This is a genomic window from Kribbella sindirgiensis, assembly GCF_004331435.1.
Classification (GTDB): Bacteria; Actinomycetota; Actinomycetes; order Propionibacteriales; family Kribbellaceae; genus Kribbella; species Kribbella sindirgiensis.
The window spans coordinates 185,649-210,890 of record NZ_SJKA01000001.1 but is presented as its reverse complement, the minus strand read 5'-3'; the positions used below and the strand labels follow the sequence as shown (position 1 = coordinate 210,890).

Sequence of the window (25,242 nt, the reverse complement as noted above, 5' to 3'; positions counted from 1 at the left end):
CGGCGCCGAATCCGGAAGCGGTCTGTCCGGAACCGGGCCTAGCATCGAATGCATGGATCAGTCGTTCAGCGGCGAGGTGATCGAGTGGCGCGGTCCGGCGCCGTACTACTTCGTCCCCGTGCCGGACGAGGAGGGCGACGCGCTGCGGACCTTCGCCTCGGCTGCCAGCTACGGCTGGGGAATGCTGCCGATTCGCGCCCGGATCGGCAGCACCGAGTGGAAGACCTCCTTGTACCCCAAGGACGGCAGCTACTTGCTCCCGTTGAAGGACGCAGTGCGCAAGCCGCAGGGACTGGATGCAGGCGACACGGTGGATGTCCGGCTGATGCTGGACGCGCTGCCCCACAGGGAGAAGCGCCCTGCGCCTCCAAGGGCACCCGTCCCGCGCCCGACGGGCTCCCGCGAACCAATCGCCGCGGACCAGCTCACGATCGTCCCTGCGAACGAGGCGACTGCTGAGGATCTCAAGGCGGTCTTCGGGACCCGTGGCGACACTGCCCGCTGCTCGTGCCAGCGGTTCCGGATGCTTCCCAAGGAATCCTGGGCCTCGGAAGGCCCCGAAGAGCTGGCCGCGCGGCTCTGCGACCAGACCGCCTGTGGAACCCCGGAGGCCAAGACCACGAGTGGTCTGGTGGCGTACCTCGACGGCGAGCCCGTCGGCTGGTGCGCCGTCGCGTCGCGCGCCGACCACCCGAGGCTGCTCCGCGACAACCGCATCCCCTGGATGGATCGCAACGAGGACAAGGCCGACACGACGGTGTGGGCCGTGACCTGCTTCGTGACCCGCGTCGGCTTCCGGCGTCGTGGGATCAGTCGCGCCCTCGCCCGTGCCGCCGCCGACTTCGCCCGTGATCGCGGCGCCCGCGCTGTGGAGGGCTACCCCGATTTCGTCGACGGCGGATCGGTCGGCACTCTCGGCACGTTCGCGGACGCCGGCTTCGCCGAGGTGGCCCGGCCCGGCAGGCGCCGCGCGGTCATGCGGATCGACTTCTGAACTTCCCGCGCGTCAGGCCTTCAGCTCCGCGAGGATCTGCAGGTAGTGCGGGTTGTTCATGATGCCGATCAGGTTGCCGAACGGGTCGACGACCGACGCGGTGCGGAAGCCCGTGTTGTTGCCGCGCTCAACGATTCCTTCGTTGAGCGTCGCCCCGAGCTCGAGCAGCCGCGCGAGCGTGCCCTCCAGATCGTCGACGTGCCAGTTCACGATCGCCCCCGCCGCGGTCGGACCGACCTGGTGTGTCGCGTACTTGGCGTCGATGATCCCCAGCTCGCACTGGAAGTCCCCGAACCGGAACTCGACGTACGCCGGCTCCTCCGCAGTCGGCACGGCGTAGTACGCCTCGATCCCCAGCAACTCTTCGTACCAGCGTCGCGCCGCCTTCACGTCACTCGCGTAGAAGCTGACAGTCGCAAGCCCTCGCAACATCGTGGTGGTCCTCTCTCAGGTGTTTCCCCGGTTGACGACCACCACGATTCCACCCAAAGTGCTCACCGAGTGAGCACTTTGTTCAGGTCGGTCCTAGTCGGTTTGGGTGACCTTGCGGAGGCCGCGGGGAGCGTCGGGGTCGAGGCCGAGTTTGCGGGCCAGGAGCTCGATGGCGCGTTGGGCCGGGATGACCAGCGCGAGCGGGGCGAGGGTTTCCGGGAGGTCGGGGCCGGCCAGGTTCACGTCGCAGCGGGAGGCGAAGGTCGGGTCGCCGCCGATGCCGAGGATCTTGCTGCCCTTCTCGCGGACGATGCCGGCCAGCTCGGTCATCCCGGGCAGGGCGGGACCTTCGCCGGCCGCGACCAGGATGGTCACCAGGTCGGAGTCGACGACCGCGATCGGGCCGTGCTTCAGGTCGGCGTACGAGAGCCCGCGGACCGGCTGCAGGCAGGTCTCCTCGAGCTTCAGCGCGACCTCGAGCGTCGTGCCGAACGTCAGACCGCGACCACTCGCGAGCACGTCGTGCGCCGCCGCCAGCAGGTCTGCCGCCGCCTCGACCGAGCCGGACAGCATCTTGGTCGCGGCGTCCGGGACCCGCGCGATATCGGCGTCGAGCGTCCCCGGCCGCGGCGCGAGCGCGTCCACGGCGACCGTGATCGCGGCCAGCTGCGTCGTATACGTCTTCGTGGCCGGTACGGCGAGCTCCTGGCCGGCCTGGGTGATCAGGGCGACGTCGGCCGTCGAGGCCAGCGGGCTGTTGCCGTCGTTCGTGATGCCGACGATCGCCGCGCCGTTCCGTTTCGCCCACTCGGCCGTGTCGACGATCTCCTGGGTCGCGCCCGACTGGCTGACGGCGACGACCAGCGAGTTCGAGAGGTCCAGGTTCGCGCCGTACAGCGTGGCCACCGACGGAGCGGCCAGCGACGCCTGCCGGCCGGCGTGGATCTCGGTCAGGTAGCGGCCGTAGACCCCTGCGTTGTCGGACGATCCGCGCGCCACGAAGATCACGTTCCGGCGCCCGGCGGCCAGTCGGGTGATGTCGTGCCGCAGCGGCAGAACATGCTCGAAGGTCGCGGCGAGCGCGGCCGGCTGCTCGGCGATCTCGGCCGCCATCCGGGTTTCCTGGGCGGGGACAGACACCACTACGATCACTGGTCCTATCTGGTCTTAACAGGTATGCTGCGCACGATAGCAGTGAGCGGCGCCCCGGGGCACCCCCGAGGCCCGCCCAGGTCTGGAGGATCGAGATTCCATGGTGGCGACGAAGCGGGCCCAGGTCCGATCGGTGCTGGAACGGCTGATCGACGTCGAGCTGCATCCCGGGGACCCGATCCCCTCCGAGCGCGCCCTGGTGGACAAGCTGAACGTCTCCCGGGTGACCGTCCGGCAGGCGATCAGCGACCTGGTCGAGTCCGGCGCCCTGGAACGGGTGCACGGCAAGGGGACCTTCGTCACCGGTCCGCAGGTCGACTCGCAGCTGCACCTGACCTCGTTCTCCCGGGAGATGCGGGCCCGTGGGCTCGAGCCCGGGACCGTGGTGCTGTCGGCCAGCGAGATCGAGGCCTCCGACGAGACCGCGAAGGGCCTGCGGGTCGCGAAGGGCACCAAGGTGATCCGGGTCGAGCGGCTCCGCACGGCCGACGCGTCGCCGATGGCCTACGAGGTCGGCTACTACCCGTCCGCGCTCTTCCCCGGCCTGCTCGGCCGTGAGCTCGGCACCCTCTACGACGTCTTTGCCAGTGAGTACGACGTCGTCGTCACCTCCGGTGAGCAGACCGTCCGGGCGGACAACGCCGACGGTCATGTCGCCCGGGTGCTCGGCGTGGCCCGGCGGGCACCCCTGCTGGTCCTCGAGCGCACCACCTTCGCCGGCCGCAAGGTCGTCGAGCTGTCCTGGTCGGCCTACCGTGCCGACCGCTACCGGCTGCACATGGCCCTGACCCCCCGCGGCCCGCGCACCGGGTCGGCCTGAGCCTGACGCGCGGCCGTCATCGGGCCGCAACGAACTGGACCTGTCCTGTTCATCAACTGGTCTACATCCCTGTCGAATGCTCCCCGGCCACCGGGCCGGTTCGGCAGGTGGGCCGCCGGATCCGACGAAGTGCCCGGCAGCAATACTGGAGCCGAACCCACAAGAACTGTGTTGTGAGGAGTACCGCGAGACATGCCTATTGCAACCCCTGAGGTCTACGCCGAGATGCTGGACAAGGCCAAGCAGAACCGCTTCGCCTACCCGGCCATCAACGTCAGCTCCTCGCAGACGCTGATCGCCGCGATCCGCGGTTTCGCCGAGGCGGGCTCGGACGGCATCGTCCAGGTCTCCACCGGCGGTGCCGACTACCTGTCCGGTTCCACCGTGAAGAACATGGTGACCGGCTCGGTCGCGCTGGCCGCCTACGCGCACGAGGTCGCCAAGAACTACCCGGTGAACATCGCGCTGCACACCGACCACTGCCCGAAGGACAAGCTCGACGGCTTCGTCCGGCCGCTGCTGGCGATCTCCGCCGAGCGCGTCGCCCGGGGCGAGAACCCGCTGTTCCAGTCGCACATGTGGGACGGCTCGGCGGTGCCGCTGGCCGAAAACCTGGAGATCGCCAAGGAGCTGCTGGCCCAGACGGCCGCGGCGAAGATCGTCCTGGAGATCGAGGTCGGCGTCGTCGGTGGCGAGGAGGACGGTGTCGCCAACGAGATCAACGAGAAGCTGTACACCACCGTCGAGGACGGCCTGGCCACGGTCGAGGCGCTCGGCACCGGTGACAACGGCCGCTACCTGACCGCGCTGACCTTCGGCAACGTGCACGGCGTCTACAAGCCGGGCGCGGTCAAGCTGCGGCCGGAGATCCTCGCGGAGATCCAGGACGCGGTCGGCGCCAAGGTCGGCAAGGAGCGCCCGTTCGACCTGGTGTTCCACGGCGGGTCCGGCTCGACGCTCGAGGAGATCCGGGCGGCGGTCGACAACGGCGTCATCAAGATGAACGTCGACACCGACACGCAGTACGCGTTCACACGGCCGGCGGCGGGGCACATGTTCGCCAACTACGACGGCGTGCTGAAGGTCGACGGCGAGGTCGGCAACAAGAAGGCCTACGACCCGCGCGCGTGGGGCAAGGCGGCCGAGGAAGGTATGGCGAAGCGCGTCGCGGAGGCCTGCGAGGACCTTCGCTCGACGGGAACGTCGCTGAACGCCTGACATCATCTGATCCTCCTGTAGGGGGTCTGCGAAGGGCTCACCGCCACTGGCGGTGGGTCCTTCTGTCACATCCGGGCGAAGTGGCGGATTCCGGTGCGGCGGGCGGCTCGGGTGAACGTGGTGCGGATGCGGTCGGCCACGGTCGGTGGGTCGGCGAGGTCGGCCCAGGAGATCCAGCAGTGCTCGACGGGTTGCGGCCCGTCGGGTTCGGCGGCGGTCGGCTCCGGGATCGGCTCGTCGACGGAAGGCTCGAATTCCTCGCACCAGAAGGGGAAACGCGGTTCGAACTCGACGACAGTGCGCTCGTCGGGGAACCACAGACCTTCGGCCGCGGAGACGCCGGGATCGGCCGGCTCGGCGTCGGGCGGTGGTGCGGGGCTGGGCACCGGGAGGCCCGCATCGGCGAGGATGAAGCGCAGGCGGGACTCCGCGATCGAGGCCGAGCCGGTGAGCCGGTCGAGAACCTTCAGGGCGCGCTTGCTGCCGTGGTCGAGCCGGGTGATCGCGTGATTCAGCGTGCGGCGGTTGACGAGTCCGGCGTACATCGCGGCGTCGGCGAGCACGACCGCGGGCTCCGGTGGTGCGGTCGCGGCGACCTCGGCGATCGCGCGGGCAGGCGAGGCCAGGCGGAGCCTGTTCCACAGTTGGAGGCCGGGGCCCACTGGGTCGCGGATGTGGCGGTGCACGCCGCGGAGCCGGCCGGAGCGTCCGTCCGGCGCGGTCACGTGAACTCGGGTCAGGTCGAGGCCCCAGACCGGCAAGGCATGCAGAGCCGCCGCGGACTGGTGGCTGGCGAAGACGCTCGGTCCGCTGGAGCGCAGGACGTTGTGGATCCGGCGGAGGTAGAGGACTTCGTCGGTGACCAGCATCAGTGAACGGTGGGCGGCATAGGTGCCCCGCCGGATCCGGCGCCAGGAGCCGGAGTGGAGCAGGGAGTCGATGTCAGCGTCGGGGTAACCACAGGCACGTGCGTCGGCCCGGGTGAAGACACCGCCCCGGATCGACGCCATCACAGCGAGTTGAGGATTCATGCCCCAGAAGGTGCCGCGATCCACCGTCGCTCGGACCCACGATTTTCAATCTGTGGAGAACTCGTGCCGCACCCAGACGTTCGGCTCGACGTACACCGCGCGATCGGCGACCACGTCACACTCCACCGGAACGAGGGCGCCCGAAACCTCGACGGGACCGCTGCGGTCGAACGGAAGTCCGGTCCAGGAGCGCCATTCCGCAAGGGATCCCGCGATCACCCACGAGGCCGGCGCGACGCAGACGATCCGTCCGCCGGCGCGCACGTGGGTGCGCAGCCAAGGATCGAGGGGGAGACCGTCGGAGCGGGTGCGCGAGGCGTAGTCGTCCATCGCGACCAAGGGCTGGAGGTGCTTGCGCGTCGGGCGGACAGGGGCATCGAGCGCGTCGAGGCCGAGGTTCGCGGCCGCGTTGCGGAGCGCGGCGAGGAGGAGGGCGGCGACGCCCTCGCCCTGGAAATCCCGGGCGACGCTGATGTTCAGGGCACAGGCAGTGTCGGGCCGGACGCCGTGGCGGGCGTCGGTGAAGGCGCGGACGACCGACTGTTCCCAACCTCCGGCCGGGAAGGTGCCGCCGGCGAGCTGGACCGCGTGCGCGTCGCCGACGGGTTCGCCGTCCGAGGTGGCGATCAGGCAGGTCTCGGCGAACGTCTCGACCGTCTGCGCGAAGTACGCCTCGGAGACGCGGTTGTGGCGCATGAAGGCCGGCCAGTCGCCCACGTCGATATCCGCATGAGCGAGATCCGGGCGATCAGCGACGGAGGTGATCTCCAGGGTGCGCCCGGAGCGCAGTTCGGGCATAAAAAAGGCCCGTCATGTGTCTATGACGAGCTCTGCGCGGGTTGGTACCCAGGGTTGCCAGAGGAGGGGCATGTTGGCCTCGGACGGGGTGCGGTTGCCTTTCCGCTCGTTGCAGGAGGCATGGGCCGCGACGGCGTTCAGCCACTCGGTGCGGCCGCCCCTGGACCTGGGTTGAACATGGTCCATGGTGTCGGCGTTCTCGAGACCGCAGTACGCGCACCGGAACTTGTCCCGCCGCAGGACGCCGTGCTTGCTGTACTTCATCCGGCCGGCCGCGTAGCGCCAGTGCGTCACGACGTACCGGACCAGGCGGAGGACTCGAGGAACCGGAAACGGGCCGATCGTTCGCTCTCCGTGCGACTCTTCCACCACTGCGACCTCCCGCACCAGCATCCGGATGGCGTGCTGGATCGAGACGGTGTGCAGCGGTTCGTACGACGCGTTCAGGACTATGACGCTCATCCGGTGCCTCCTTCCGGCCGTAGCTGGGAACCACGGCGGTTGATGCAGGGTCTCAAGCATCCGTGGCCGCCGGGTGAACGGTCAACGGATTTCGCCAGACGGTCACGTGCCGGTACGGCTGCGTGATCGGCGAAGATGTGCTTATGGAATTGAACAATCTGCTGTCCGGTCCACCCGAGACACTACTACCGGTCGACCCGGCCGCGGCGGAACTCGCCGACGGGGCCGCTCCGGCGGACGTCGCGGCCAAGTACCCGACGTCGTCCCTGGCCTGGGCCGTGCTCGCCGAGGCGGCGCTCGCGGACGGGCGCACGATCGAGGGGTACGCGTACGCGCGCACCGGCTACCACCGGGCCTTGGACCTGCTCCGCCGGAACGGCTGGAAGGGTCACGGACCGGTGCCGTGGGAGCACGAGCCGAACCGTGGGTTCCTGCGCGCGCTCGCGGCGCTCGGGAAGGCCGCGGCGCTGATCGACGAGAAGGACGAGGCCGAGCGCTGCGTCACGTTCCTGCGGGACTCGTCGCCGGCCGCAGCCGACGCTCTGAGCTGAAACCCGCTTGTGGGGTTGGGCACCCGGCGGAATGATCTGCCGGGTGACCAGCCCTTATGCCCAGGACGGATTCGGCGTCGGGTTCGACTGGGGGCCGGTCGGCGCCGGAGTCGTTGCCGGTGACATCGTCGCGGTCGTCGACGTGCTGTCGTTCACGACGGCGGTGACGGTGGCGGCCGATCTCGGGGTCGACGTCTACCCGTACCGGTGGCGAGACGAGACGGCAGTCGCGTACGCCGAGCAGTACGGCGCGAAGCTGGCCGTCGGCCGTTCCGAGGCCGGTCCCGGCGACGTCAGCCTGTCGCCTGTCTCCATCCGGCGAGTGACCGGAATCACCAAGCTCGTGCTGCCGTCGCCGAACGGGTCGACGATCGCGAAGCTGCTCAGCGACACCGGCGCGACGGTGATCGCGGTGTCGCTGCGCAACCGGCTTGCGGCTGCTGAGTGGGTGACGAGGCAGTTGGCCGGGCGGCCGGCGGCGAAGGTCGTGGCGATTGCCGCGGGCGAGCGATGGAAGGACGGGTCGCTCCGGCCGGCGGTCGAGGACCTGTGGGGCGCCGGCGGGTTCCTGAGCGCCCTCCGGAGCGACGACCTCTCCCCGGAAGCGCGAGCGGCGGTCGCGGCGTACGACGCTGTTGCCGGCGAGCTGCCCAAGCTGCTGCACGAGTGCGCCGGCGGTCGCGAACTCACGCAGTACGGCTATCCGGAGGACGTGGCGATCGCGGCCGAGGTGGATCAGAGCCGCAGCGTGCCCGTGCTCCGGGACGGTATGATGTTCCGGTCAACTTGAAGCATCGAGATTCTGCCCGTTGACAGTGCCGGCAGGCGGCGAGCGTCCCCGTTTCCTGCCGAACATGGACGGTTCTAGGCGGACGGACAGACCGGCGAAGCTGGACGCCCACGGTCGGGTCCCCGCCCCTCCGGGCAGCGGAAGGTCTCACCGTGCCGGCTCTCACCGGACGGATCGACGCGCCCGCCAACACCTACGCAGCGGTACTGCGTACTCCTGGCGCGTGGAAGTTCTACCTGGCGGCGGCCCCGGCCCGGATCGGGATCGCCATGACCGGCCTCGGCATCGTCTGGCTGGTCCACGGATCGACCGGCTCGTACGCCGCGGCCGGTAGCGTCACCGGCGGCTTCGCGGTCGCCGAGGCGGTCGCCGGACCGCAGGTCGCCCGGCTCATCGACCGTTTCGGCCAGACCCGGATGTTGCCGATCACCCTGCTCGCGCACGCGGCCGCGGTCGCCGTCCTGATCGGTCTGACCGTGTCAGGTGCGCCGCTCGCCGCGCTGATCGCGGCCGGAGTTCTGGCCGGCGGTTCACTGCCGCAGGTCAGTGCGCAGACCGGCGCACGGTGGTCGCATGCGCTCCGGGACACACCGCTCCTGTCGACGGCGTTCGCACTGGAGTCGCTCAGTGTCGGCGTCGCCTTCATGGTTGGTCCAGTGCTGGTCGGCATGGTGAGCTCGTCCAGCAGTCCGGCAACAGGCTCAACACTCGCAGCCAGTCTGCTGATGGCAGGTGGCTTCTTGCTCGCATCACAGCGCGGTACGGCGCCGCCGCCGAGCAAGGCAGGTCAGCACGAGAGCCCCAAACGCCTGCTGCACAAGCGGTTCGTCGGCCTCGTCGGGACCAACATCGGCGTCGGTCTGTTCTTCGGCAGCATGCAGGTGTCCGTCACGGCGTTCGCAGTCTCGCGAGGTACGCCGGGTCTCGCCGGACCGCTCTACAGCATCACCAGCCTGGTGAGTCTGTTCGCCGGACTCCTGTACGGCGCGAGGCGCTGGCGGACCGCTCCGGAGACGCAGTTCGTCATCGCCTTCGTCTGGCTGGCCGCGAGCTGTGTGCCCCTGATCCTCGCGCACACACCACTGACCGCAGCTGTTGCGTTGGCCCTTCCTGGCTTGGCGATCGCGCCGTTCCAGACCCTGTCGGCTGTCCTGGCCGAGGCGACGGTCGACTCTGCCGTCCTGACTCAGGCGTTCACCTGGCTGAACTCGGGCGGCGCGGCAGGCATAGCCCTGGGCTCGGCGTTCGCCGGCTGGGTCGTCGACGGGCACAGCCCGCAGTACGGCTTCGGGGTAGCGCTCGGAGCGGCGCTGACGGCAACGGCGATGGCGGTGACCGTGAAGGTCAGCGGTAGGTGATCTGACGTTCGGCCGCGGCGCGTGCCGCGTACTCGGCCGGGGTCAGGCCGATCTGCTGCTTGAACTCGTTGGAGAAGTGCGCCTGGTCGAAGTAGCCGAGGGAAGCGGACAGTTCCGCGAGCTCGGCGACTTCGCCCTGGGCGAGCAGCTCGGCGCCGTCGTGCAGCCGGTAGCGCCGCAGCACCCACTTCGGGCCCACGCCGACGTACCGGCGGAAGAGCCGCTGCAGCGTGCGGATCGGTACGTCGAAACGCTCGGTGACCTCGTCCACGCGGGCCAGCGAGCGGTCGGCGGCCATCGTCGAGACGATCTCCCGCACCAGCTCGTACGACGGATCGGGCGGTGCCAGGTGATCGTGCAGGAACGCCTCGAACACCGCACGCCGCCGGACGTCGGACTCCGCCTCGAAGACCAGGTCCGTGAGTCGGTCGCCGTCCGGGAACACCGCGCTCAGCGGCAGCACCTCGTCGCGGAACGAGCCGACGTCCAGACCGGTGATCGCGCCGAAGCCGCCGGCCCAGAACTTCACCCCGAACGCGCGCCCGCGGCCGCGCAGCTCGCGTTCGAACTTACGCGTGCAGACGCCGTTCACGAAGGCGCCGCCGGGTTGCTCGAACGTCACGTTCACCGCCGGGAACGGCAGCACCTCGGCCGTGTACGGCTCGTCGAGATCCCATTCGACGATCCAGTACCACTCAACGAACCGCCCCGCCTCCGGCCCCGCGGCGAGCCGGTTCAGCGAGCGGTGCCGGGCCTGCTCGCGGGGGTGCAGGATCCCCTTCTCGCTGTTGGTCGGTTCGGTCAACGCCGGCTGTCGCTTTCTTCCAAGACCGTGCGGGGCTCAGCGGATTGACTGTGAGTCATGACGACGAACACCGTAAACCCCATCCCCGACAGTTATCACTCGCTGACCCCGTACCTGGCGGTCGCCGACGGGCCGAAGGCGATCGAGTTCTACACGTCGGTGTTCGGCGCCGAGGTGATCAGCCGGCAGGACATGCCGGACGGGCGGGTCGGTCAGGCGGAGCTCAAGTTCGGGAACTCGATGCTGCAGCTCAGCGACGAGATGCCGCAGATCGGGCTGCGGGCGCCGAACGGCGAGTGGGTGCACTCCTCGCTGGTGCACTACGTGCCGGACGTCGACGCGACGTACGCGAAGGCGATCGAGGCCGGGGCCACGTCGGTCGAGGCGGTGCAGACCTTCATGACCGGCGACCGGTTCGGCACGGTCATCGACCCGTTCGGGCATCGCTGGGCGATCCTGACGAAGGTCGAGGACGTGTCCCGCGAGGAGGCGGACCGGCGGGTGAAGGAGTGGCTGGCCACGAACCCGGAGGGCCTGGAATAGACCGGACATGAGGAAGCGGCCCGCCGGAACCGTCCCCTGCGGCAGTTTCGGCGGGCCGCTGACTAAGAGTGTGCACGCGATCACGGAAAATGGCAACCCGTCACCTGATGAAACAGATAGTTGAAACGGTCGCTTCGAGATTGTGGACAAGCCCGAAAGGCTGACGCCGCAGTCCGGTAGGCTTTGGTCGCAAGAGCCTGGATGCGTTGCCGGATGAATGTCCGGTGAACGTCTCCGGGCTTCACCGTTTCCAGCACAGGAGGGCTGAGATGCCCGCAATCGTGCTCGTCGGCGCCCAGTGGGGCGATGAGGGCAAAGGCAAGGCGACCGATCTGCTCGGCAACACGGGCGAGGTCATCGACTACGTGGTGAAGTTCAACGGCGGCAACAACGCCGGCCACACGGTCGTGATCGGGTCCGAGAAGTACGCGCTGCACCTGCTCCCGAGCGGCATCCTCACACCGGGTGTGACCCCGGTGATCGGCAACGGGGTCGTGGTCGACCTCAGCGTGCTGTTCGAGGAGCTCGACGCGCTGCAGGCGCGCGGAGTGGACCCGTCGCGGCTGGTGGTCAGTGCGAGCGCGCACGTGATCCCGCCGTACAACCGGACCCTCGACAAGGTCACGGAGCGGTTCCTCGGCAGCCGCCGGATCGGTACGACGGGCCGCGGTATCGGTCCGACGTACGCCGACAAGATGAACCGGATCGGGATCCGGATCCAGGACCTGTACGACGAGAAGATCCTCGAGCAGAAGGTCACCGGGGCGCTGGAGCAGAAGAACCAGCTGCTGGTGAAGGTGTACAACCGGCGCGCGGTCGAGATCCGCGAGGTCCTCGACGAGCTGCTCGGGTACGCGGACCGACTGAAGCCGATGGTCGCCGACACCAGCCTGCTGCTGAACAAGGCGCTCGACGACGGCAAGACCGTGCTGATGGAGGCCGGGCAGGCCACGCTGCTCGACGTCGACCACGGCACGTACCCGTTCGTCACGTCCTCGAACGCGATCTCCGCGGGCGCCTGCACCGGCACCGGGATCCCGCCGACCCGGATCGACCGTGTGATGGCCGTTGTGAAGGCGTACACCACCCGGGTCGGCGAGGGTCCGTTCCCGACCGAGCTGCTGGATGCGGACGGCGAGTGGCTGCGGCAGCAGGGCTTCGAGTTCGGTACGACGACCGGCCGGCCACGCCGGTGTGGCTGGTACGACTCGGTCATCGCCCGGTATGCAGCCCGTGTGAACGGCGTCTCCGACTTCGTCCTCACCAAGCTGGACACGCTGACCGGTCGCGAGCGGATCCCGGTCTGCGTCGCGTACGACGTGGGCGGTGTCCGGCACGACGAGATGCCGATGACCCAGACCGACTTCCACCACGCGGTCCCGGTCTACGAAGAGTTCGACGGCTGGTCGGAGGACATCTCTTCCTGCCGCTCGTTCGAGGACCTGCCGAAGGAAGCGCAGTCCTACGTCCGCGCGGTCGAGTCCCTCAGCGGCGCCCGGATCTCCGCCATCGGCGTGGGCCCGGAGCGCAGCCAGATCGTCCAGCTGTAACCACGCGCAGACCCGGTCGGACCACTTGAGTCCGGCCGGGTTGGCGATCGTCATACCGCGGTCATACCATCGTGTCATGGCGGTGAAGAAGAAGACCTTGTCCTTCGACGAGGAGCTCTGGTCGGCGGTCGAGCGTCGGGCCCGTGCGGCTCACACGACTCCCTCGGCCTACGTGAACGAACTGGTGGCCAAGAGCGAGCGCCTGTACCGCGGACTGGAGGCGGTGTCGGACTGGGAGTCCGAGCATGGCGCGCTGACCGCGGAGCAACTCGACTGGGCGGATCGCGCACTGGCTGACGCACAGGGGGAGTCGGTCGCCGACACGACGTCGAGCGTCGAGAACGACGACCGGGGTCCGCGCGCGTGACACAGCTGGTCTACGACGCCGGGGCGCTGATCGCGGCAGAGCGCAACGACCCGCGTTTGTGGGCGATTCACCTGCGCGCTCTGATGCGTGGTGTCGAGCCGAGCGTTCCCGCCGCGGTGCTGGCCCAGGTTTGGCGCGGGCACAAGCAGCGGGACCTGAGACGTCTCGTCGACGGATGTGAGGTTGTTCCGCTCACACAGGATCTGGCGACCAGGGTCGGGGAATTGCTGGCTGTCGCGGACCGGGCTGATGTCGTGGATGCGCAGGTCGTTGCCTGTTGTTTCGAGGCAGCGGCGACATGTGTTACCTCTGACCGCGGGGACATCGCTGATCTGGCGGAGGCCGCGCGTACGGGAGCCTGGCGAGGCAACACCCGATGGAAGGTCCCGATCATCTCGCTCTGATCCGGTCTCCTCGTCAGTTGCCGATGATGGGGAGGTCTCGGATGAACGGTGCGTTGCGGAGGTCGCCGAGGGTTGGGCGCTCGATGTTCGGGGTCTGGATCGGCGAGCGTGCCCAGTCGGCGCCGGCGCCTTGGGTGGCCTTGTAGAACATGAGGCCGCCGATCGCCAGCAGGACGACGGCGACGAGTGCGGACAGCCAGTGCGGGCGGAAGATGTTGCGTGCCGTGATGTGTGCGCCGCGGCGCAAGGAGCTGCCGCCGGGACCCCACCAGCAGCAGAACAACGCGGTCAGGGCCGCGCTCCCGAACCCGACAGCCGACAGCGGCCGCCAATCGAGGTCGTACGCCGAAGCGGCGAGACCGGTGACGATGCCGCCGACGACAACCGCTGTGAGCAGCGGCAGGATCAGGCACGGCAGTGTGATCAGGGCCGCGGTCGCGAGCTGCAGCGGGCTCGCTGCCGCCGCGACGACGCCGTCCGACTTCCCGGACCGGCCGCGGACCTGCCGGCGCCGCATGAGCGCCGTACTCGAGCGGTCGACCGTCCTGGCGAGAACCAGCAGCAGGATTGCCACTACCGCTCCGAGACCCGGAGTCAGAGCGACCAGGCCGGTGAGCGCGAGCATGAAGCCGACGATGACCGCGGTACGCCGACCGGTCGGAGGAGACTTCGCTGGTTGAGCTGGTTGAGCTGGTTGGGCCGGCTGGACCGGCGCCGGGTGAGCAGGCTGCTGATACGGCGCCGGAGGACCACTCTGGTACGGCGGCGCACTCTGGTACGGCGGCGCACTCTGGTACGGCGTCGGCGCGTACGGGTTGTAGCCGGCTGGAGGTGCTTCCTCGACCGGCTTCTTCGTGGCAGCGTCGCGGATCTTGTCCCGGATCGGGGTGAACGCCGACAACGGCGGAATCACCGGCGGAACCAACTGCGCCACCTCGGTCGGTGTCGGGCCGCTCGGCTCCTCCTCGACCGCGGGCTCCTCCGTCGGCATGAGCTTCGTCACGAGCTTGGTCGGCGGTACGGCGGCCACGGTCTGAGCTTCACGTGGCGGGAGCGCGTCGCGACCCTCGGCGTACCGGCTGAGGCCGGTCATGATCTCTTCCTGCGTCGGCCGATCGGCCTTGTTGGGTGAGAGCGCCGCCGCGAGCAGTGACTTCAGCCGCGGGTCCAGCCCGTCGAGGTCGGCCTGGCCCGAGTGCACCCTGGCCAGCACCGCCTCGAACGGTCCCTTGCCGAACGGCCGGCGTCCGGTCGCGGCGAACGCCGCAGTGGCCGCCCAGCCCCACCAGTCCGCGGACTGCGACACCATCTCGCCCTCGATGAGCTCAGGTGCCAGGTAACCCGGCGTACCGATCACCAGGCCGGTCTGAGTGAGTCGCAGGTCGTCGGCGGCCTGTGCGATGCCGAAGTCGATCATCACCGGCTTGCCGTTGCACATCATCACGTTGCCGGGCTTGAGGTCGCGGTGGATCACTCCGGCCGCGTGGATCGCCTGGAGCGACTCGGCCAGGCAGCCGGCCAGTGGGAGCCACTTGCGCGGGGTCAGCGGTCCGCGCTCGTCCACCTGCTCGTCCAGCGGGCGGCCAGGAACGAAGCGGGTCACCAGGTAGGGCCGCTCGCCCTCCAGGTCGTGGTCGAGGATGCCGGCCACACCAGGGTGATTCACCTTCTGCAGTGTGGTCGCCTCGCGCTGCAACCGGGCCCGCGCGATCGGGTCGTGCGCCACGTGTGACCGCAGCACCTTCAGCGCGACCTCTTGCCGTTCCGGCCCTTCGGCCAGGTAGACAACACCCATACCGCCCTGTCCGAGCCGTCGGATCAGTCGGTACGGCCCGACCCGCTCTTCCACCTCCTCTTCCCGGGTGGAAGGCGGCCCCCCTGTCACTGACATGCCTTCTACGGTACGTCGACATCAGACCAATCCATCCTGATCGGCAGGGTGAAGGTCAGGAGACCCGTTCCGATGGCGTTCGTGATCCACGGACCCGCGCGCAGGTGGGCCTGATAGGTGAGGGCAGTCGCTCCGGTTGGCGGACCGGACAGCTGCAGCACCAGCTTGCCCGGCTGGTAAGCGACAGACGTCACCGTGACCGCAGCACCATCCACTCGGAAGTCAGCAGCCACTCCGTCCTGCACAGTGAGCGGGTCGTTGGAGCGCAGCCGCACGGTCAGTTGCGAGCCGCTGGCCGTGACATCAAGCGGGTTAGGCGGAGCCACGCCGGCGGACGGTCCGCCGTACAGATCGCGCGCGAGTACGGCGTACGTGTGGTCACCCATGTCGCGGTAGCCGCCGGCGTACGCGTAGTGGCATCCGTCGTGGCCGGAGAGCCCTGTGGTCGACAGTACGGTGACGCCGAGCGTGTCACCCATCTCACGCTGTGCCTCACGCAGGTTGGTCAACGTCGAGTTGCTACAGGGCGACGTACGGACTTGGTAGACGTAGTACTTCGGTGTCGTCCCGAAGTCGGAACGCCAGTCCTGCAGGAGCGACGTGAAGCCGCTGACGTGCACAGCCGCGTTGTCGTTGTCGGACTCGCCCTGGTACCAGAGAACGCCGCGGAGGTGGCCGATGACGCCAGCCGCCGTCAGGCGCTGCCGGAGCCGGCCGTAGTTGGTCGTGATGTCGTCGGGGCTAGCGTCGTTGCGCTGGAAGAAGCTGATCGGCTGCCCGCCGTGCGCACCGTTGATGAGTGCGATCGGGACCTTGTACTTGTTGACGAGCTGCCGCCCCATCCGGATCGCCCACTGCCCGACCGAGCCCGACTGCCGGGACACGTCACCGGTCGCGTAGCCCCAGACCCGGTCCGCGGCGGAGATCGACGGATCGGAGACCGGACTGCCGAAGCTGCGCAGGTACGGCGACTCCTCGCCACTCGCGGCGCCGTTGTACATCGACGCTTCCGCGTTGGACTGCCCTTGCACGACGTACGCATCGCCGGACACGATGCCCTCACGCCGAGCGACGACACGTCCGAGCGCCTTCAGCTCGAACGTGTACTCGTGCAGCCCCGCCTTGATCCGCGGCGTGAAGCGGAAGTCTCGCGACGCCGACGTGTAGACCTCCGTCTCGCCGTTCCCGGTCACCGTCAGCTGCACGCTCTTGACCCGCGGATCCGTCATCCGTCCGGCGACAGGCACCGTCGCGCGTCCAGTCGCATCGCGCGGTATCAGCTGCCGGTCCTGAGGTGCCTGCGTGAGGCTGACGAGCGACGTGCGCACGTACGCCGTCAACCTGCGCTGGGTGTACTGCGCCGCGTTGCCCGCGAATGTCCAGTCCGGATCGGCGGTGGGCCTCGCGCCGATGCCGAGCGACAGCAGACTGGTGCTCGACTGCGTGAAGGTGTTGATCGCGAACACCGGCTTCGCAGGCACCGTCGACGGCCGCGTCGGCCCGACCTGCGAGACCTGGAACGAGCCGTAGCCGAGGGGCGTGGTCGGGCTGTCGTCGGCGTCGTACGAAGCCGCGGACGCGTTCGCCACTTGGGCGCTCGCTGTCTTCGCGTACTGGTTCGGCCACATCTCCAGGTAGCCGGCCTGACCGGTGCCCTCGGTCACGCCGGGCACGTTGGACCGTACGTCGAGATCGCCGACGCGTTGGCGCACGATCTCGCCGGGCCGGGTCGGCAGGCCGATCCGCCGGGCATCCGTGCTGAACGGCTCCATCGCGGTCCAGACCCACTGCCCGTCGAGTTCGAGGCAGTAGCCGACGCGGTCGAAGTTCGACCCGATTTCGGCGGTCCGGTCGAGGCTGTAGGGCGGGGTGGTGTTCAGGTAGTTCGCCCGTTCGGGCAGGTCCAGTTGGAGGACGGGTGTGAACCCGGCGGCTGCGGCATCACACGCCGTCGCAGCGTTGGCGGGGGTCGGTACGACGACAAGGGACGTGGCGAGCAGAGTCAGGACAACGGCGGCAGGACGTCTCACAGTGGACCTCCAGGGGCGGCGGGATGTCCCCACTAGATGTAGCTGTCCGGTGACCCTTGGTGCGAGCAGCAAGCGCTCAGTGGTGCCAACCGTGCGCCGAGAGGTGGCCAGAATCTTGCGAACCACGGCCTCGTGGCCACTGGCTCACTGCGAAGCGCCCCAGTTGGGTAGAGGTATGCGGATCGAGATTCTGGTGTTCGACGGTGTCGACGAGATGGACGTGATGGGGCCGTTCGAGGTGTGGAGTCACGCCTCGCGGCGACCTGGGTTCGATATGGCGCTGGTGGGGCTGGACGGGCCGGCCGAGGTGACCGGACTGCACGGCCTGCAATTCAAGGCGCCTGAGGGTCTCGGGCAGCCGGATGCGCTGTTCGTTCCAGGTGGCGGCTGGATGAACCGGGCGGAGAAGGGTGCGTGGGCCGAGGCACGACGCGGTGTGATGCCGGCGCGGATCGCCGAACTGGCGCCGTCGCTGCAGTGGATCGGCTCGGTGTGCACGGGCTCGATGCTGCTTGCCGAGGCCGGCCTGGTGAAGGGTCGAGCGGCGACCACGAACCGCGGCGCGTGGGCTGAGCTGGAGGCGTTCGGCGCCGAGTTGAAGACCAACCGCGTCGTCGACGACGGCACGCTCGTCACCGCGGGCGGCATCACCGCGGGGATCGACCTGGCGCTGTACGTCGTCGAGCGCGAACTCGGCGCCGACGTGGCCGACGGGATCGCGGGCGCCATGGAGTACACCCGCGACCGCGACGTCCACGTGTCAGCCGGCTAGCTCGGGGTAGACGGCGGTCAGGTCCATGGCGGTGGCTGCCTTCGCGCCGCGGGCGGTGTCGTCGGCGAGGACCTCGTGCGCGCCGGACTCGATTCCGTCGAGGGCCTGCTTGGCGATGTCCTCGGGGCGGGACTTCGGCGCCGTCACCGCGGTCGTCATGTCGGTGTCGACGTACCCCATGTGCAGGCCGGTGACGCCGATACCGCGGTTCAGCAGTTCCAGGCGGATCGCGTTGGTCTGCAGCCAGAACGCGGCCTTCGTCGCCGAGTACGCGCCGTGCCGGGCGACCCAGGACAGGGCCGAGTGCGCGTTCAGGATGTGGCCGCCGCCGTTGCGCTCGATGATCGGGACGAACGCCCGGGTGAGCTGGAGCGGGCCGAAGAAGTTCGCTTCGAAGACCGCGCGGACGTCGTCGATCGAGGCGTCGAGGTAGGTATCCGGCGAGCCCGCGCCGGCGTTGTTGATCAGCACCGTGACGTCCGGCGCGGCCGCGGCCAGTGCGTCGATCGAGGCCTGGTCGGTGATCTCGAGCGGCAGCGGTACGACGCGCGGGTCGGTGCTCGGGCGCGGGGTGCGGGCGGTCGCGTAGACCTTGGCCGCGCCGCGGGTGAGCAGGTCGTCGACGATCGCCTTGCCGATCCCGCGCTGCCCGCCGGTGACCAGGACAACGGCGCCTTCGAGTGTGGTCATCTGAAACTCCTGAAGTGGGAAACCGATCTGTTTCAGCCACAGTAAACCGATCGGTTTCCGAATTCAAATCCAGCCGGTACCCTTCAAGGCATGAGCACTTCCGCAACTCCCCGTGAGCGGCTCCTGGACGCCGCGGGCGAACTCTTCTACCGCGACGGCGTCAACATCGGCGTGGATGCGCTCTGCAAGGCCGCGGGGGTGTCGAAGAAGTCCATGTACCAGCTGTTCCGGTCGAAGGACGAGCTGATCGCGGAGAGCCTGGCCAGCCGCGGCCCGGCGTACCAGACGATGCTGTACCCGGGCGCCGAGGACGACCGCGGGCCGCGGGAGCGGATCCTCACCGTGTTCGACCGGCAGGACGCCATGGTTGCTTCTGACAACTACCTCGGCTGCCCGTACGTGAGTACGGCGGTGGAGCTGAAGAACCCCGAGCACCCGGGATCGGTGGTGGCGCGGCACTTCAAGCAGCAGCTCACCGACTTCTTCCACCGTGAGCTGGTGAAGGCCGGCGCGGAGGATCCGTCCACGCTGGCCGTCCAGCTGACGATGATCTTCGACGGTGCGGCCGCCCGGGCGGTTGTCCGCGCGCAGCCGCTCGGCGGCATCGGTGCGGTCACCGCGGCCGCTCTTCTCGACGCGGCCGGCATTCACGCCGGTGAGCTCGCCCTCAGCTGAGCCTATTCTCGCCACGTGGAGATTCCTGGCGAGTTTCATGACCTGCTGGCTTCGAAGGCGATCGCGTTGGTCGGGACGATCGGCAAACGCGGCGAACCGCAGGTGACGCCGCTGTGGTATCTGTGGGACGGCGAGCGGGTGCGCATCAGCCTGGTGGACGGGCGGCAGAAGCTGCGCAACCTGCAGCGGAATCCCCTGATCTCGCTGGTGATCGTCGATCCGGCCCGGCCGACGTACTACGTCGAGCTGCGCGGCCGGATCGACGACCTGGTACCGGATCCGGAGCTGGCGCTCGAGCAGGCGGTCGCCCGGAAGTACACCGGCGGCTGGACCGATGTCGAGCCGCCGGGTACGACGCGTTACGCGACGAGCATCGTCGTCGAGAAGATCACCAGCCAGCTCGGCCACTAGTTCTGGGACAAACCCTCACTTTGTTCCGCTGACCTGGGAAAAGTTCGTCGCCTGTTCCGTTTCGGCTGTGGTGTTGACGCCCTTACTTAACGTCGTCAACACTTTCGCAAAGACCCTGCGCTAGTGGGGGGAAGCGCAAGTGTCCACCGCCCCGAAGAACAGGACACCGCCCATGAGAAAGAAACCCCTGGTCCTGGCCGTCGCCTGTGCCGCGTTGGTGGCCGGGAGCGTCAGTGCTCCGGCAGTTGCCTCGCCGCAAGCAGTCGACGCGCCGGCCACGTTCACGCATCCGGGTGTCGGGTCGAGTCAGGCCCAGCTCGACTTCGTCCGCGCCAAGGTGCAGGCCGGCGCGCAACCGTGGACCAACGCCTTCAACCAGGCGAAGAACAGCGCGTACGCCTCGCTCTCCCGTACGCCGAAACCACGCGCGGTCGTGGAGTGCGGTCCGTACTCGAACCCGAACTACGGCTGCACCGACGAACGTGAGGACGCCATCGCGGCGTACACCGACGCATTGCTCTGGTACCTCACCCGCGACGACCGCTACGCCCAGAAGTCCATCGAGCTGATGGATGCGTGGTCGGCGACGATCCGCGACCACACCAACAGCAACGCGCCGCTGCAGACCGCCTGGTCCGCGTCGTCGTGGCCGAAGGCCGCGGAGATCATCAAGCACGCGTACGGGAACTGGCCGAACTCCGGCCGCTTCGCCACCATGCTCCGCAACGTCTACGTCCCCGAGATGATCAACGGCTCGAACTCCAACGGCAACTGGGAGTTGAGCATGATCGAGGCGCTGCAGGGCATCGGGGTGTTCCTGGAGGACAAGGCGATCTACGACAAGGCCATCGCGCTCTACCGGCTCCGCGTACCGGCGTACGTGTATCTGGAGTCCGACGGCGCGCTGCCGAAGACCGTGCCGAGCCAGAACCTCAACACCCGCGAGAAGATCGTCAGCTACTGGCAGGGCCAGGGCACGTTCGTGACAGGCTTGACTCAGGAGACCTGCCGCGACTTCACCCACACCGGCTACGGCATCTCGTCGATCTCCCACGTGCTGGAGACGGCGCGGATCCAGGGCATCGACATGTACCCCGAGTTCGGTGAGCGGCTGCGTCAGGCGCTCGGTTTCCAGTCCAAGTGGGAGCGCAACCTGGAGCCGGTGCCGTCGTGGCTCTGCAAGGGCACGCTCAAGCGCGGGCTCGGGCCGATCACCGAGGTCGGGTACAACGCGCTGCACACCCGCCTGGGGATCGCGATGACCAACACCCAGGCGCTGACCGAGTCCCGCCGGCCGGCGGGCTCCAACAACCTGTTCGTCGCGTGGGAGACGCTGACCCATGCGGAGAACCCGTCCTAGAAGAACTTCCGGGAGGGCCGGAACTCTGCCCTCCGGCTCTCCCGGATCAGCAGTGCGCCTCGCCGCGCTTCCAGTAGCCCTGGAAGGAAATGGCGCTCTTCGGCATCCCGACGACGTTCACGAGGTGGCGACGTACCTCTTTGATCATCGACGACTCGCCCGCGACCCAGGCGTAGTCAGGGTCGAACGGCAGTGCTCCTGACTTCACCGCGTCCACCAGCGACCCGTCGGTCACCCACGTGACATCGGCAGCACCGGCCAGCGGCCGTACGTCGGCAGCATCGGGTACGGCGACGAACACCGTGGCCTGTACTGCGGCCGGGAGCTCCTCCAGGATTCCGGCCAGTGCCGGCAACGCCGTCTCGTCCGCGACGAGGATCCGGCGCACACTGGACGCCGGCGGGACGTAGTCGACGCCAGAGTGCAGCAGGCCCTTCGTGCTGGTCGTGTCGACCGCGAACGGCAGCAGCAGACCCACCTGGTCGCCCAGCGCGGCTTCACTGACCCAGGCGGACGCAGGCCCGTTGACGCCGTGCAGGACGAACTCGACGTCCAGCTCGGCCACCTCCGGCCGGAGTGCTCGCACCGTGTAGGTCCGCATGATGAAGCGCTCTTCGACCGGCTGGGCGCACCACTCGGTGTACCACTCGGGTCCGGAGGGCAGTTTGATCGCACTGCCGTTGGGCGGTGCCAGCAGGACCTTGATGCGCTGGTCCGGGCCGGCGGTGACCGCCTCCGCGATCCGCGGTGCGACGAACGTCACCCGGCGCAGGTGCGGGCTCAGGTCGTCAACGGCCGCCACGGTGGCCAGGAGCGAGTCGAAAACGATCGGTCGCTCGAGCACAGTCGTCATGCCGTGGTTTCTCCATAAACTTCCGCAGGGGGACTCAGATGCGGACCCGAGGGCGGCCGGGTTATTCTGAGGCATCTAGAGGTTAGCCTTACCTAAGAGGATCCCGAAAGTCCAATGCCCCCGCCTAACGCCGTGGTCGACGTCGGCCCAGAGACGGCCGCTCCGCCGCGTCCACGCCGTCGGACCCGGCGGACCACGCTCGTTCTCGGGTTGGTGGTGTGCGTCGTCCTGCTGGTCCTCGTGTCGCTGCTCAGCATCGCGGTCGGGTCCAAACAGATCCCGTTGTCCACGGTGCTCGATGCCCTCCGCCACTACAACGAGTCCGACACCGATCACGTGATCATCAGGTCACTGCGCGTACCGCGGACGCTGATCGGTCTGATGGTCGGCGCGGCGCTCGGGCTGTCCGGGGCCCTGATGCAGGGCGTGACCCGGAACCCGCTGGCCGATCCGGGCATCCTCGGCGTGAACGGCGGCGCCGCGCTGTTCGTTGTCGGGGGCATCTACTGGTTCGGGCTGTCGTCGTTGACGGCGTACGTCTGGCTGGCCTTTCTCGGTGCGGCCGCGGCGTCGGTCGCCGTCTACTTCCTCGGTTCGCTCGGGCGCGAGGGCGCGACACCGGTGAAGCTCGCGCTCGCCGGTGCGGCGCTGACCGCGATGCTCGGGTCGCTGACGACGGCCTTGCTGATCGGTGACGTCGACACCTTCGACCAGTTCCGGTTCTGGTCCGTGGGGTCGTTCGCCGGGCGCGGCTCCGACATCGCGGAACAGGTGGCGCCGTTCATCCTGGTCGGGATCGTGCTGGCCCTGTTCTGTGGGCGAGTGCTGAACGCGTTGTCGCTGGGGGACGACGTGGCCAAGTCACTCGGTCAGCGAGTGGGACTCGCCCGCGCCTTCGTCGCGGTGGTCGTCGTACTGCTCTGCGGCGCGGCGACCGCGGCGGCCGGGCCGATCGGGTTCATCGGGCTGACCATCCCGCACGTGGCGCGGCTCGTAACCGGGCCGGACTACCGGTGGATCCTGCCGTACTCGATGCTGCTCGCGCCGATCCTGCTGCTCGGGTCCGACGTGATCGGCCGCGTCGTCGCACTGCCCGGTGAACTCCAGGTCGGCATCGTGACCGCGGTCCTCGGCGCTCCGTTCTTCATCGTCCTGGTACGCCGCCGGAAGCTGGCCGACCTATGACGACGGTCGAAGCTGTCCAGGTCATCTCGCGTGCCCGCGCGGCCCGGCAGGCCCGCACCCTCGTGGTCATCGCGGTCCTCGCCGTCGTGGTGTTCGCGACCTTCTGCGTCTCGCTGTCGCTGGGTGACTTCAAGATCCCGGTGATCGACGTGGTGAAGACCTTGTTCGGCGGCGGCGACCGGGCAACCGAGTTCATCGTCAACAGGCTGCGGTTGCCCAGGGCACTGACCGGGCTGCTGGTCGGTACGGCGCTCGGCCTGTCGGGCGCGATCTTCCAGAGCATCGCCCGCAACCCGCTGGCCAGCCCGGACATCATCGGCGTGACGTACGGCGCCAGCGCGTTCGCCGTGTTCGCGATCGTCACCCTCGGCCTCACCGGGGTCGCGGTGTCGGCGTTCGCGATCGTCGGCGCGGTGCTGACCGCCTTCATCATGTACGTGCTGGCCTGGCGGCACGGGGTATCGAGTTACCGGCTGATCCTGATCGGGATCGGCATCGGAGCGATCGCCACCAGCATCACGTCGTACCTGCTGACCAAGGCCCGGGTGGAGATCGCGCAGCAGGCGCTGATCTGGCTGACCGGCAGCCTGAACGGGCGGGACTGGTCGAACGTACGGTCGCTGGCGATCACGTTCGCCGTCCTGCTGCCGGTGATGGCGTTCCTGGTCCGGCAGTTGCGGATCCTGCAGCTCGGCGACGAGACGGCGTACGGGCTGGGGCTGCGGGTCGAGGTGGCGCGGCTCGGGTTGATCGTGGTCGCCGTACTGCTGGCCGCGGTGGCGACGGCGGCGGCCGGGCCGATCGGGTTCGTGGCGTTCGTCGCGCCGCCGATCGCGCGCCGGCTGACCCGGTCGCCGGGGCCGGCGATGATCACGTCCGGTCTGCTCGGGGCGCTCGTGGTCGGGCTGTCGGACCTGGTCGCGCAGCACGCCCTCGGTGAGACCCAGTTGCCGGTCGGCGTGGTGACCGGCGTGGTCGGAGCGCCGTACCTGATGTTCCTGCTGGCGCGGGCCAACCGTGTCGGGAGTGGTGGCTAGGGCGTGTCTCTCAATCCCACGCCTACTGCGCGGCCCTCGGCGGGCACCTCGCCGAGCGGGAGCGAAGGGAACGATGAAACCACATCGACCCCTCCGCTCCCGCTCGCCGAGGCACTCCGCCGAGCACCTGCTCGCGACGGCGTGGGATTGAGAGACACACCCTAAAGATGGAGAACCCTGTGGAACACAGCCTGGCAGCCGACGGACTCGCGGTCGGGTACGACCAGCGGGAGATCATCCACGACCTGTCGGTGCGGATCCCGACCGGGAAGATCACGGTCATCGTCGGCGCCAATGCCTGCGGCAAGTCGACGCTCCTGAAGACGCTGGCGCGGTTGCTGAAGCCGTCGCGCGGGACCGTGCTGCTGGACGGGAAGAGCATCCAGCAGATCCCGACGCGGGATGTGGCGACCAAGCTCGGTCTCCTGCCGCAGTCGCCGACCGCGCCGGAAGGGATCACGGTCGCGGACCTGGTCGGGCGCGGGCGGTATCCGCGGACGCGGTGGATCCGGCAGTGGTCGCGGTCCGACGACGAGGCGGTCGCCGAGGCGATGACCTCGACCGACGTGCTGTCGATCGCGGACCGGCCGATCGACGAGCTGTCCGGCGGTCAGCGGCAGCGGGTGTGGATCGCGATGGCGCTCGCGCAGGAGACCGACATCCTGCTGCTGGACGAGCCGACGACGTTCCTCGACCTGACCCACCAGTTCGAGGTGCTCGATCTGCTGGTCGACCTGAACAGGTCGGAGGACCGGACGATCGTCCTGGTCCTGCACGACCTGAACCAGGCCTGCCGGTTCGGTGACCACCTGATCGCGATGAAGGACGGCGCGATCGTTGCCGAGGGCAACCCGGCGCAGGTGATCACCGAGGAGGTCGTCCAGGACGTGTTCGGCCTGGCGGTCAAGGTCGTCCCGGACCCGGTTGCGGGCACGCCGATGGTGGTCCCGATCGGCCGGCACACGACTGTCCAGGACACGCCAACGACAACCAGCCCAGTAGCCGCAGCCCTGGCTGCCAGTGCAGCAGCCAACGGCGTCTGCCGCCCCTCAGACCGCTAGAC

General features: G+C 68.7%; 27 protein-coding genes. 17 read left to right on the top strand and 10 right to left on the bottom strand.

Features of this window, described 5'->3' with window-relative positions; genetic code table 11:
* The first annotated feature begins 52 nt into the window (after positions 1-52).
* Positions 53-994 carry a DUF1905 domain-containing protein gene (locus tag E0H50_RS01050; protein WP_202867961.1) on the top strand — a complete coding sequence of 314 codons (942 nt, stop codon included), beginning with the start codon at positions 53-55 and terminating at the stop codon, positions 992-994.
* Between the two features lie 12 nt (positions 995-1,006).
* Here the strand turns inward: E0H50_RS01050 and E0H50_RS01045 are convergent, their stop codons facing one another.
* Both E0H50_RS01045 and E0H50_RS01040 read right to left on the bottom strand, forming a co-directional pair.
* Positions 1,007-1,426 (bottom strand): VOC family protein, encoded by a 420-nt coding sequence (locus E0H50_RS01045; protein WP_131283778.1) that lies wholly within the window; start codon positions 1,424-1,426, stop codon positions 1,007-1,009.
* Positions 1,427-1,519: 93 nt separating this feature from the next.
* Entirely contained in the window at positions 1,520-2,539 is a 1,020-nt protein-coding gene (locus tag E0H50_RS01040) for an SIS domain-containing protein (protein WP_131283776.1), read from the bottom strand.
* Between the two features lie 139 nt (positions 2,540-2,678).
* Between E0H50_RS01040 and E0H50_RS01035 the strand changes: the two genes are divergently transcribed.
* Positions 2,679-3,398, top strand: coding sequence for a GntR family transcriptional regulator (locus tag E0H50_RS01035; protein ID WP_130388014.1), 720 nt, complete (start codon positions 2,679-2,681; stop codon positions 3,396-3,398).
* 192 nt (positions 3,399-3,590) lie between these two features.
* A complete protein-coding gene (fbaA, locus tag E0H50_RS01030; protein ID WP_131283773.1) occupies positions 3,591-4,616 on the top strand; it encodes a class II fructose-bisphosphate aldolase in 1,026 nt (341 codons plus the stop codon).
* 65 nt (positions 4,617-4,681) lie between these two features.
* Here fbaA and E0H50_RS01025 read toward each other — a convergent pair whose 3' ends face one another.
* The 3 genes from E0H50_RS01025 to E0H50_RS01015 are packed head-to-tail and all read right to left on the bottom strand — an operon-like array spanning position 4,682 to position 6,907.
* Entirely contained in the window at positions 4,682-5,647 is a 966-nt protein-coding gene (locus E0H50_RS01025) for a type IV toxin-antitoxin system AbiEi family antitoxin domain-containing protein (protein WP_238150696.1), read from the bottom strand.
* Between the two features lie 45 nt (positions 5,648-5,692).
* A complete protein-coding gene (locus E0H50_RS01020; protein ID WP_131283771.1) occupies positions 5,693-6,445 on the bottom strand; it encodes a GNAT family N-acetyltransferase in 753 nt (250 codons plus the stop codon).
* Between the two features lie 12 nt (positions 6,446-6,457).
* Positions 6,458-6,907, bottom strand: a complete 450-nt coding sequence (locus tag E0H50_RS01015) for an HNH endonuclease (protein ID WP_130388011.1) — start codon at positions 6,905-6,907, stop codon at positions 6,458-6,460.
* A gap of 143 nt (positions 6,908-7,050) precedes the next feature.
* Here E0H50_RS01015 and E0H50_RS01010 point away from each other — a divergent pair, with 143 nt between their 5' ends.
* From E0H50_RS01010 to E0H50_RS01000, 3 genes are all read left to right on the top strand, one after another.
* Positions 7,051-7,458, top strand: coding sequence for a DUF3151 domain-containing protein (locus E0H50_RS01010; protein ID WP_131283769.1), 408 nt, complete (start codon positions 7,051-7,053; stop codon positions 7,456-7,458).
* 43 nt (positions 7,459-7,501) lie between these two features.
* On the top strand, positions 7,502-8,248 hold the full coding sequence (locus E0H50_RS01005; protein WP_202867960.1) for a 2-phosphosulfolactate phosphatase: 747 nt from the start codon (positions 7,502-7,504) through the stop codon (positions 8,246-8,248).
* Between the two features lie 152 nt (positions 8,249-8,400).
* Positions 8,401-9,606: an MFS transporter gene (locus tag E0H50_RS01000; protein ID WP_131283765.1), complete on the top strand. Its 1,206-nt coding sequence runs from the start codon at positions 8,401-8,403 to the stop codon at positions 9,604-9,606.
* Here E0H50_RS01000 and E0H50_RS00995 read toward each other — a convergent pair.
* The gene (locus tag E0H50_RS00995) at positions 9,593-10,411 is read right to left on the bottom strand and encodes a helix-turn-helix transcriptional regulator (protein ID WP_131283763.1); all 819 of its coding nucleotides are present in this window, start codon (positions 10,409-10,411) and stop codon (positions 9,593-9,595) included. The two genes, E0H50_RS01000 and E0H50_RS00995, sit on opposite strands and share 14 nt — an antisense overlap.
* A 57-nt stretch (positions 10,412-10,468) precedes the next feature.
* Between E0H50_RS00995 and E0H50_RS00990 the strand changes: the two genes are divergently transcribed.
* The 4 genes from E0H50_RS00990 to E0H50_RS00975 all read left to right on the top strand — a co-directional run bounded on the left by E0H50_RS00990 (position 10,469) and on the right by E0H50_RS00975 (position 13,275).
* The gene (locus E0H50_RS00990) at positions 10,469-10,954 is read left to right on the top strand and encodes a VOC family protein (RefSeq protein ID WP_131283761.1); all 486 of its coding nucleotides are present in this window, start codon (positions 10,469-10,471) and stop codon (positions 10,952-10,954) included.
* Positions 10,955-11,223: 269 nt separating this feature from the next.
* Positions 11,224-12,504, top strand: a complete 1,281-nt coding sequence (locus E0H50_RS00985) for an adenylosuccinate synthase (RefSeq protein WP_131283759.1) — start codon at positions 11,224-11,226, stop codon at positions 12,502-12,504.
* A 76-nt stretch (positions 12,505-12,580) separates the two neighbouring features.
* Complete coding sequence (locus E0H50_RS00980) at positions 12,581-12,871, top strand: hypothetical protein (RefSeq protein ID WP_131283757.1); 291 nt, start codon at positions 12,581-12,583, stop codon at positions 12,869-12,871.
* Positions 12,868-13,275: a PIN domain-containing protein gene (locus E0H50_RS00975; RefSeq protein WP_131283755.1), complete on the top strand. Its 408-nt coding sequence runs from the start codon at positions 12,868-12,870 to the stop codon at positions 13,273-13,275. Before E0H50_RS00980 ends, E0H50_RS00975 begins: the two co-directional genes overlap by 4 nt.
* A gap of 13 nt (positions 13,276-13,288) precedes the next feature.
* On the opposite strand, the gene E0H50_RS00970 is transcribed toward E0H50_RS00975, so the two are convergent.
* Positions 13,289-15,166, bottom strand: coding sequence for a serine/threonine-protein kinase (locus E0H50_RS00970; RefSeq protein ID WP_131283754.1), 1,878 nt, complete (start codon positions 15,164-15,166; stop codon positions 13,289-13,291).
* Positions 15,167-15,171: 5 nt separating this feature from the next.
* Positions 15,172-17,196, bottom strand: coding sequence for a sialate O-acetylesterase (locus E0H50_RS00965; protein WP_131283752.1), 2,025 nt, complete (start codon positions 17,194-17,196; stop codon positions 15,172-15,174).
* A gap of 175 nt (positions 17,197-17,371) precedes the next feature.
* Between E0H50_RS00965 and E0H50_RS00960 the strand changes: the two genes are divergently transcribed.
* On the top strand, positions 17,372-17,968 hold the full coding sequence (locus E0H50_RS00960; protein ID WP_131283750.1) for a DJ-1/PfpI family protein: 597 nt from the start codon (positions 17,372-17,374) through the stop codon (positions 17,966-17,968).
* Here E0H50_RS00960 and E0H50_RS00955 read toward each other — a convergent pair.
* Positions 17,957-18,658 (bottom strand): SDR family oxidoreductase, encoded by a 702-nt coding sequence (locus tag E0H50_RS00955; protein ID WP_131283748.1) that lies wholly within the window; start codon positions 18,656-18,658, stop codon positions 17,957-17,959. The two genes, E0H50_RS00960 and E0H50_RS00955, sit on opposite strands and share 12 nt — an antisense overlap.
* Before the next feature lie 90 nt (positions 18,659-18,748).
* On the opposite strand from E0H50_RS00955, the gene E0H50_RS00950 reads away from it, so the two are divergent.
* From E0H50_RS00950 to E0H50_RS00940, 3 genes are all read left to right on the top strand, one after another.
* Positions 18,749-19,333 carry a TetR/AcrR family transcriptional regulator gene (locus tag E0H50_RS00950; RefSeq protein WP_131283746.1) on the top strand — a complete coding sequence of 195 codons (585 nt, stop codon included), beginning with the start codon at positions 18,749-18,751 and terminating at the stop codon, positions 19,331-19,333.
* 15 nt (positions 19,334-19,348) lie between these two features.
* Positions 19,349-19,744, top strand: coding sequence for a PPOX class F420-dependent oxidoreductase (locus tag E0H50_RS00945; RefSeq protein ID WP_131283744.1), 396 nt, complete (start codon positions 19,349-19,351; stop codon positions 19,742-19,744).
* A 172-nt stretch (positions 19,745-19,916) separates the two neighbouring features.
* On the top strand, positions 19,917-21,104 hold the full coding sequence (locus E0H50_RS00940) for an alginate lyase family protein (protein WP_131283742.1): 1,188 nt from the start codon (positions 19,917-19,919) through the stop codon (positions 21,102-21,104).
* 46 nt (positions 21,105-21,150) lie between these two features.
* On the opposite strand, the gene E0H50_RS00935 is transcribed toward E0H50_RS00940, so the two are convergent.
* Entirely contained in the window at positions 21,151-21,957 is an 807-nt protein-coding gene (locus E0H50_RS00935; protein WP_131283740.1) for a siderophore-interacting protein, read from the bottom strand.
* Between the two features lie 114 nt (positions 21,958-22,071).
* Here E0H50_RS00935 and E0H50_RS00930 point away from each other — a divergent pair, with 114 nt between their 5' ends.
* From E0H50_RS00930 to E0H50_RS00920, 3 genes are all read left to right on the top strand, one after another.
* A complete protein-coding gene (locus E0H50_RS00930) occupies positions 22,072-23,142 on the top strand; it encodes a FecCD family ABC transporter permease (RefSeq protein ID WP_131283738.1) in 1,071 nt (356 codons plus the stop codon).
* On the top strand, positions 23,139-24,179 hold the full coding sequence (locus E0H50_RS00925) for a FecCD family ABC transporter permease (RefSeq protein ID WP_131283736.1): 1,041 nt from the start codon (positions 23,139-23,141) through the stop codon (positions 24,177-24,179). The genes E0H50_RS00930 and E0H50_RS00925 overlap by 4 nt, the downstream gene beginning before the upstream one ends.
* Positions 24,180-24,346: 167 nt before the next feature.
* Positions 24,347-25,240, top strand: a complete 894-nt coding sequence (locus E0H50_RS00920; protein ID WP_131283734.1) for an ABC transporter ATP-binding protein — start codon at positions 24,347-24,349, stop codon at positions 25,238-25,240.
* Positions 25,241-25,242 lie beyond the last annotated feature (2 nt).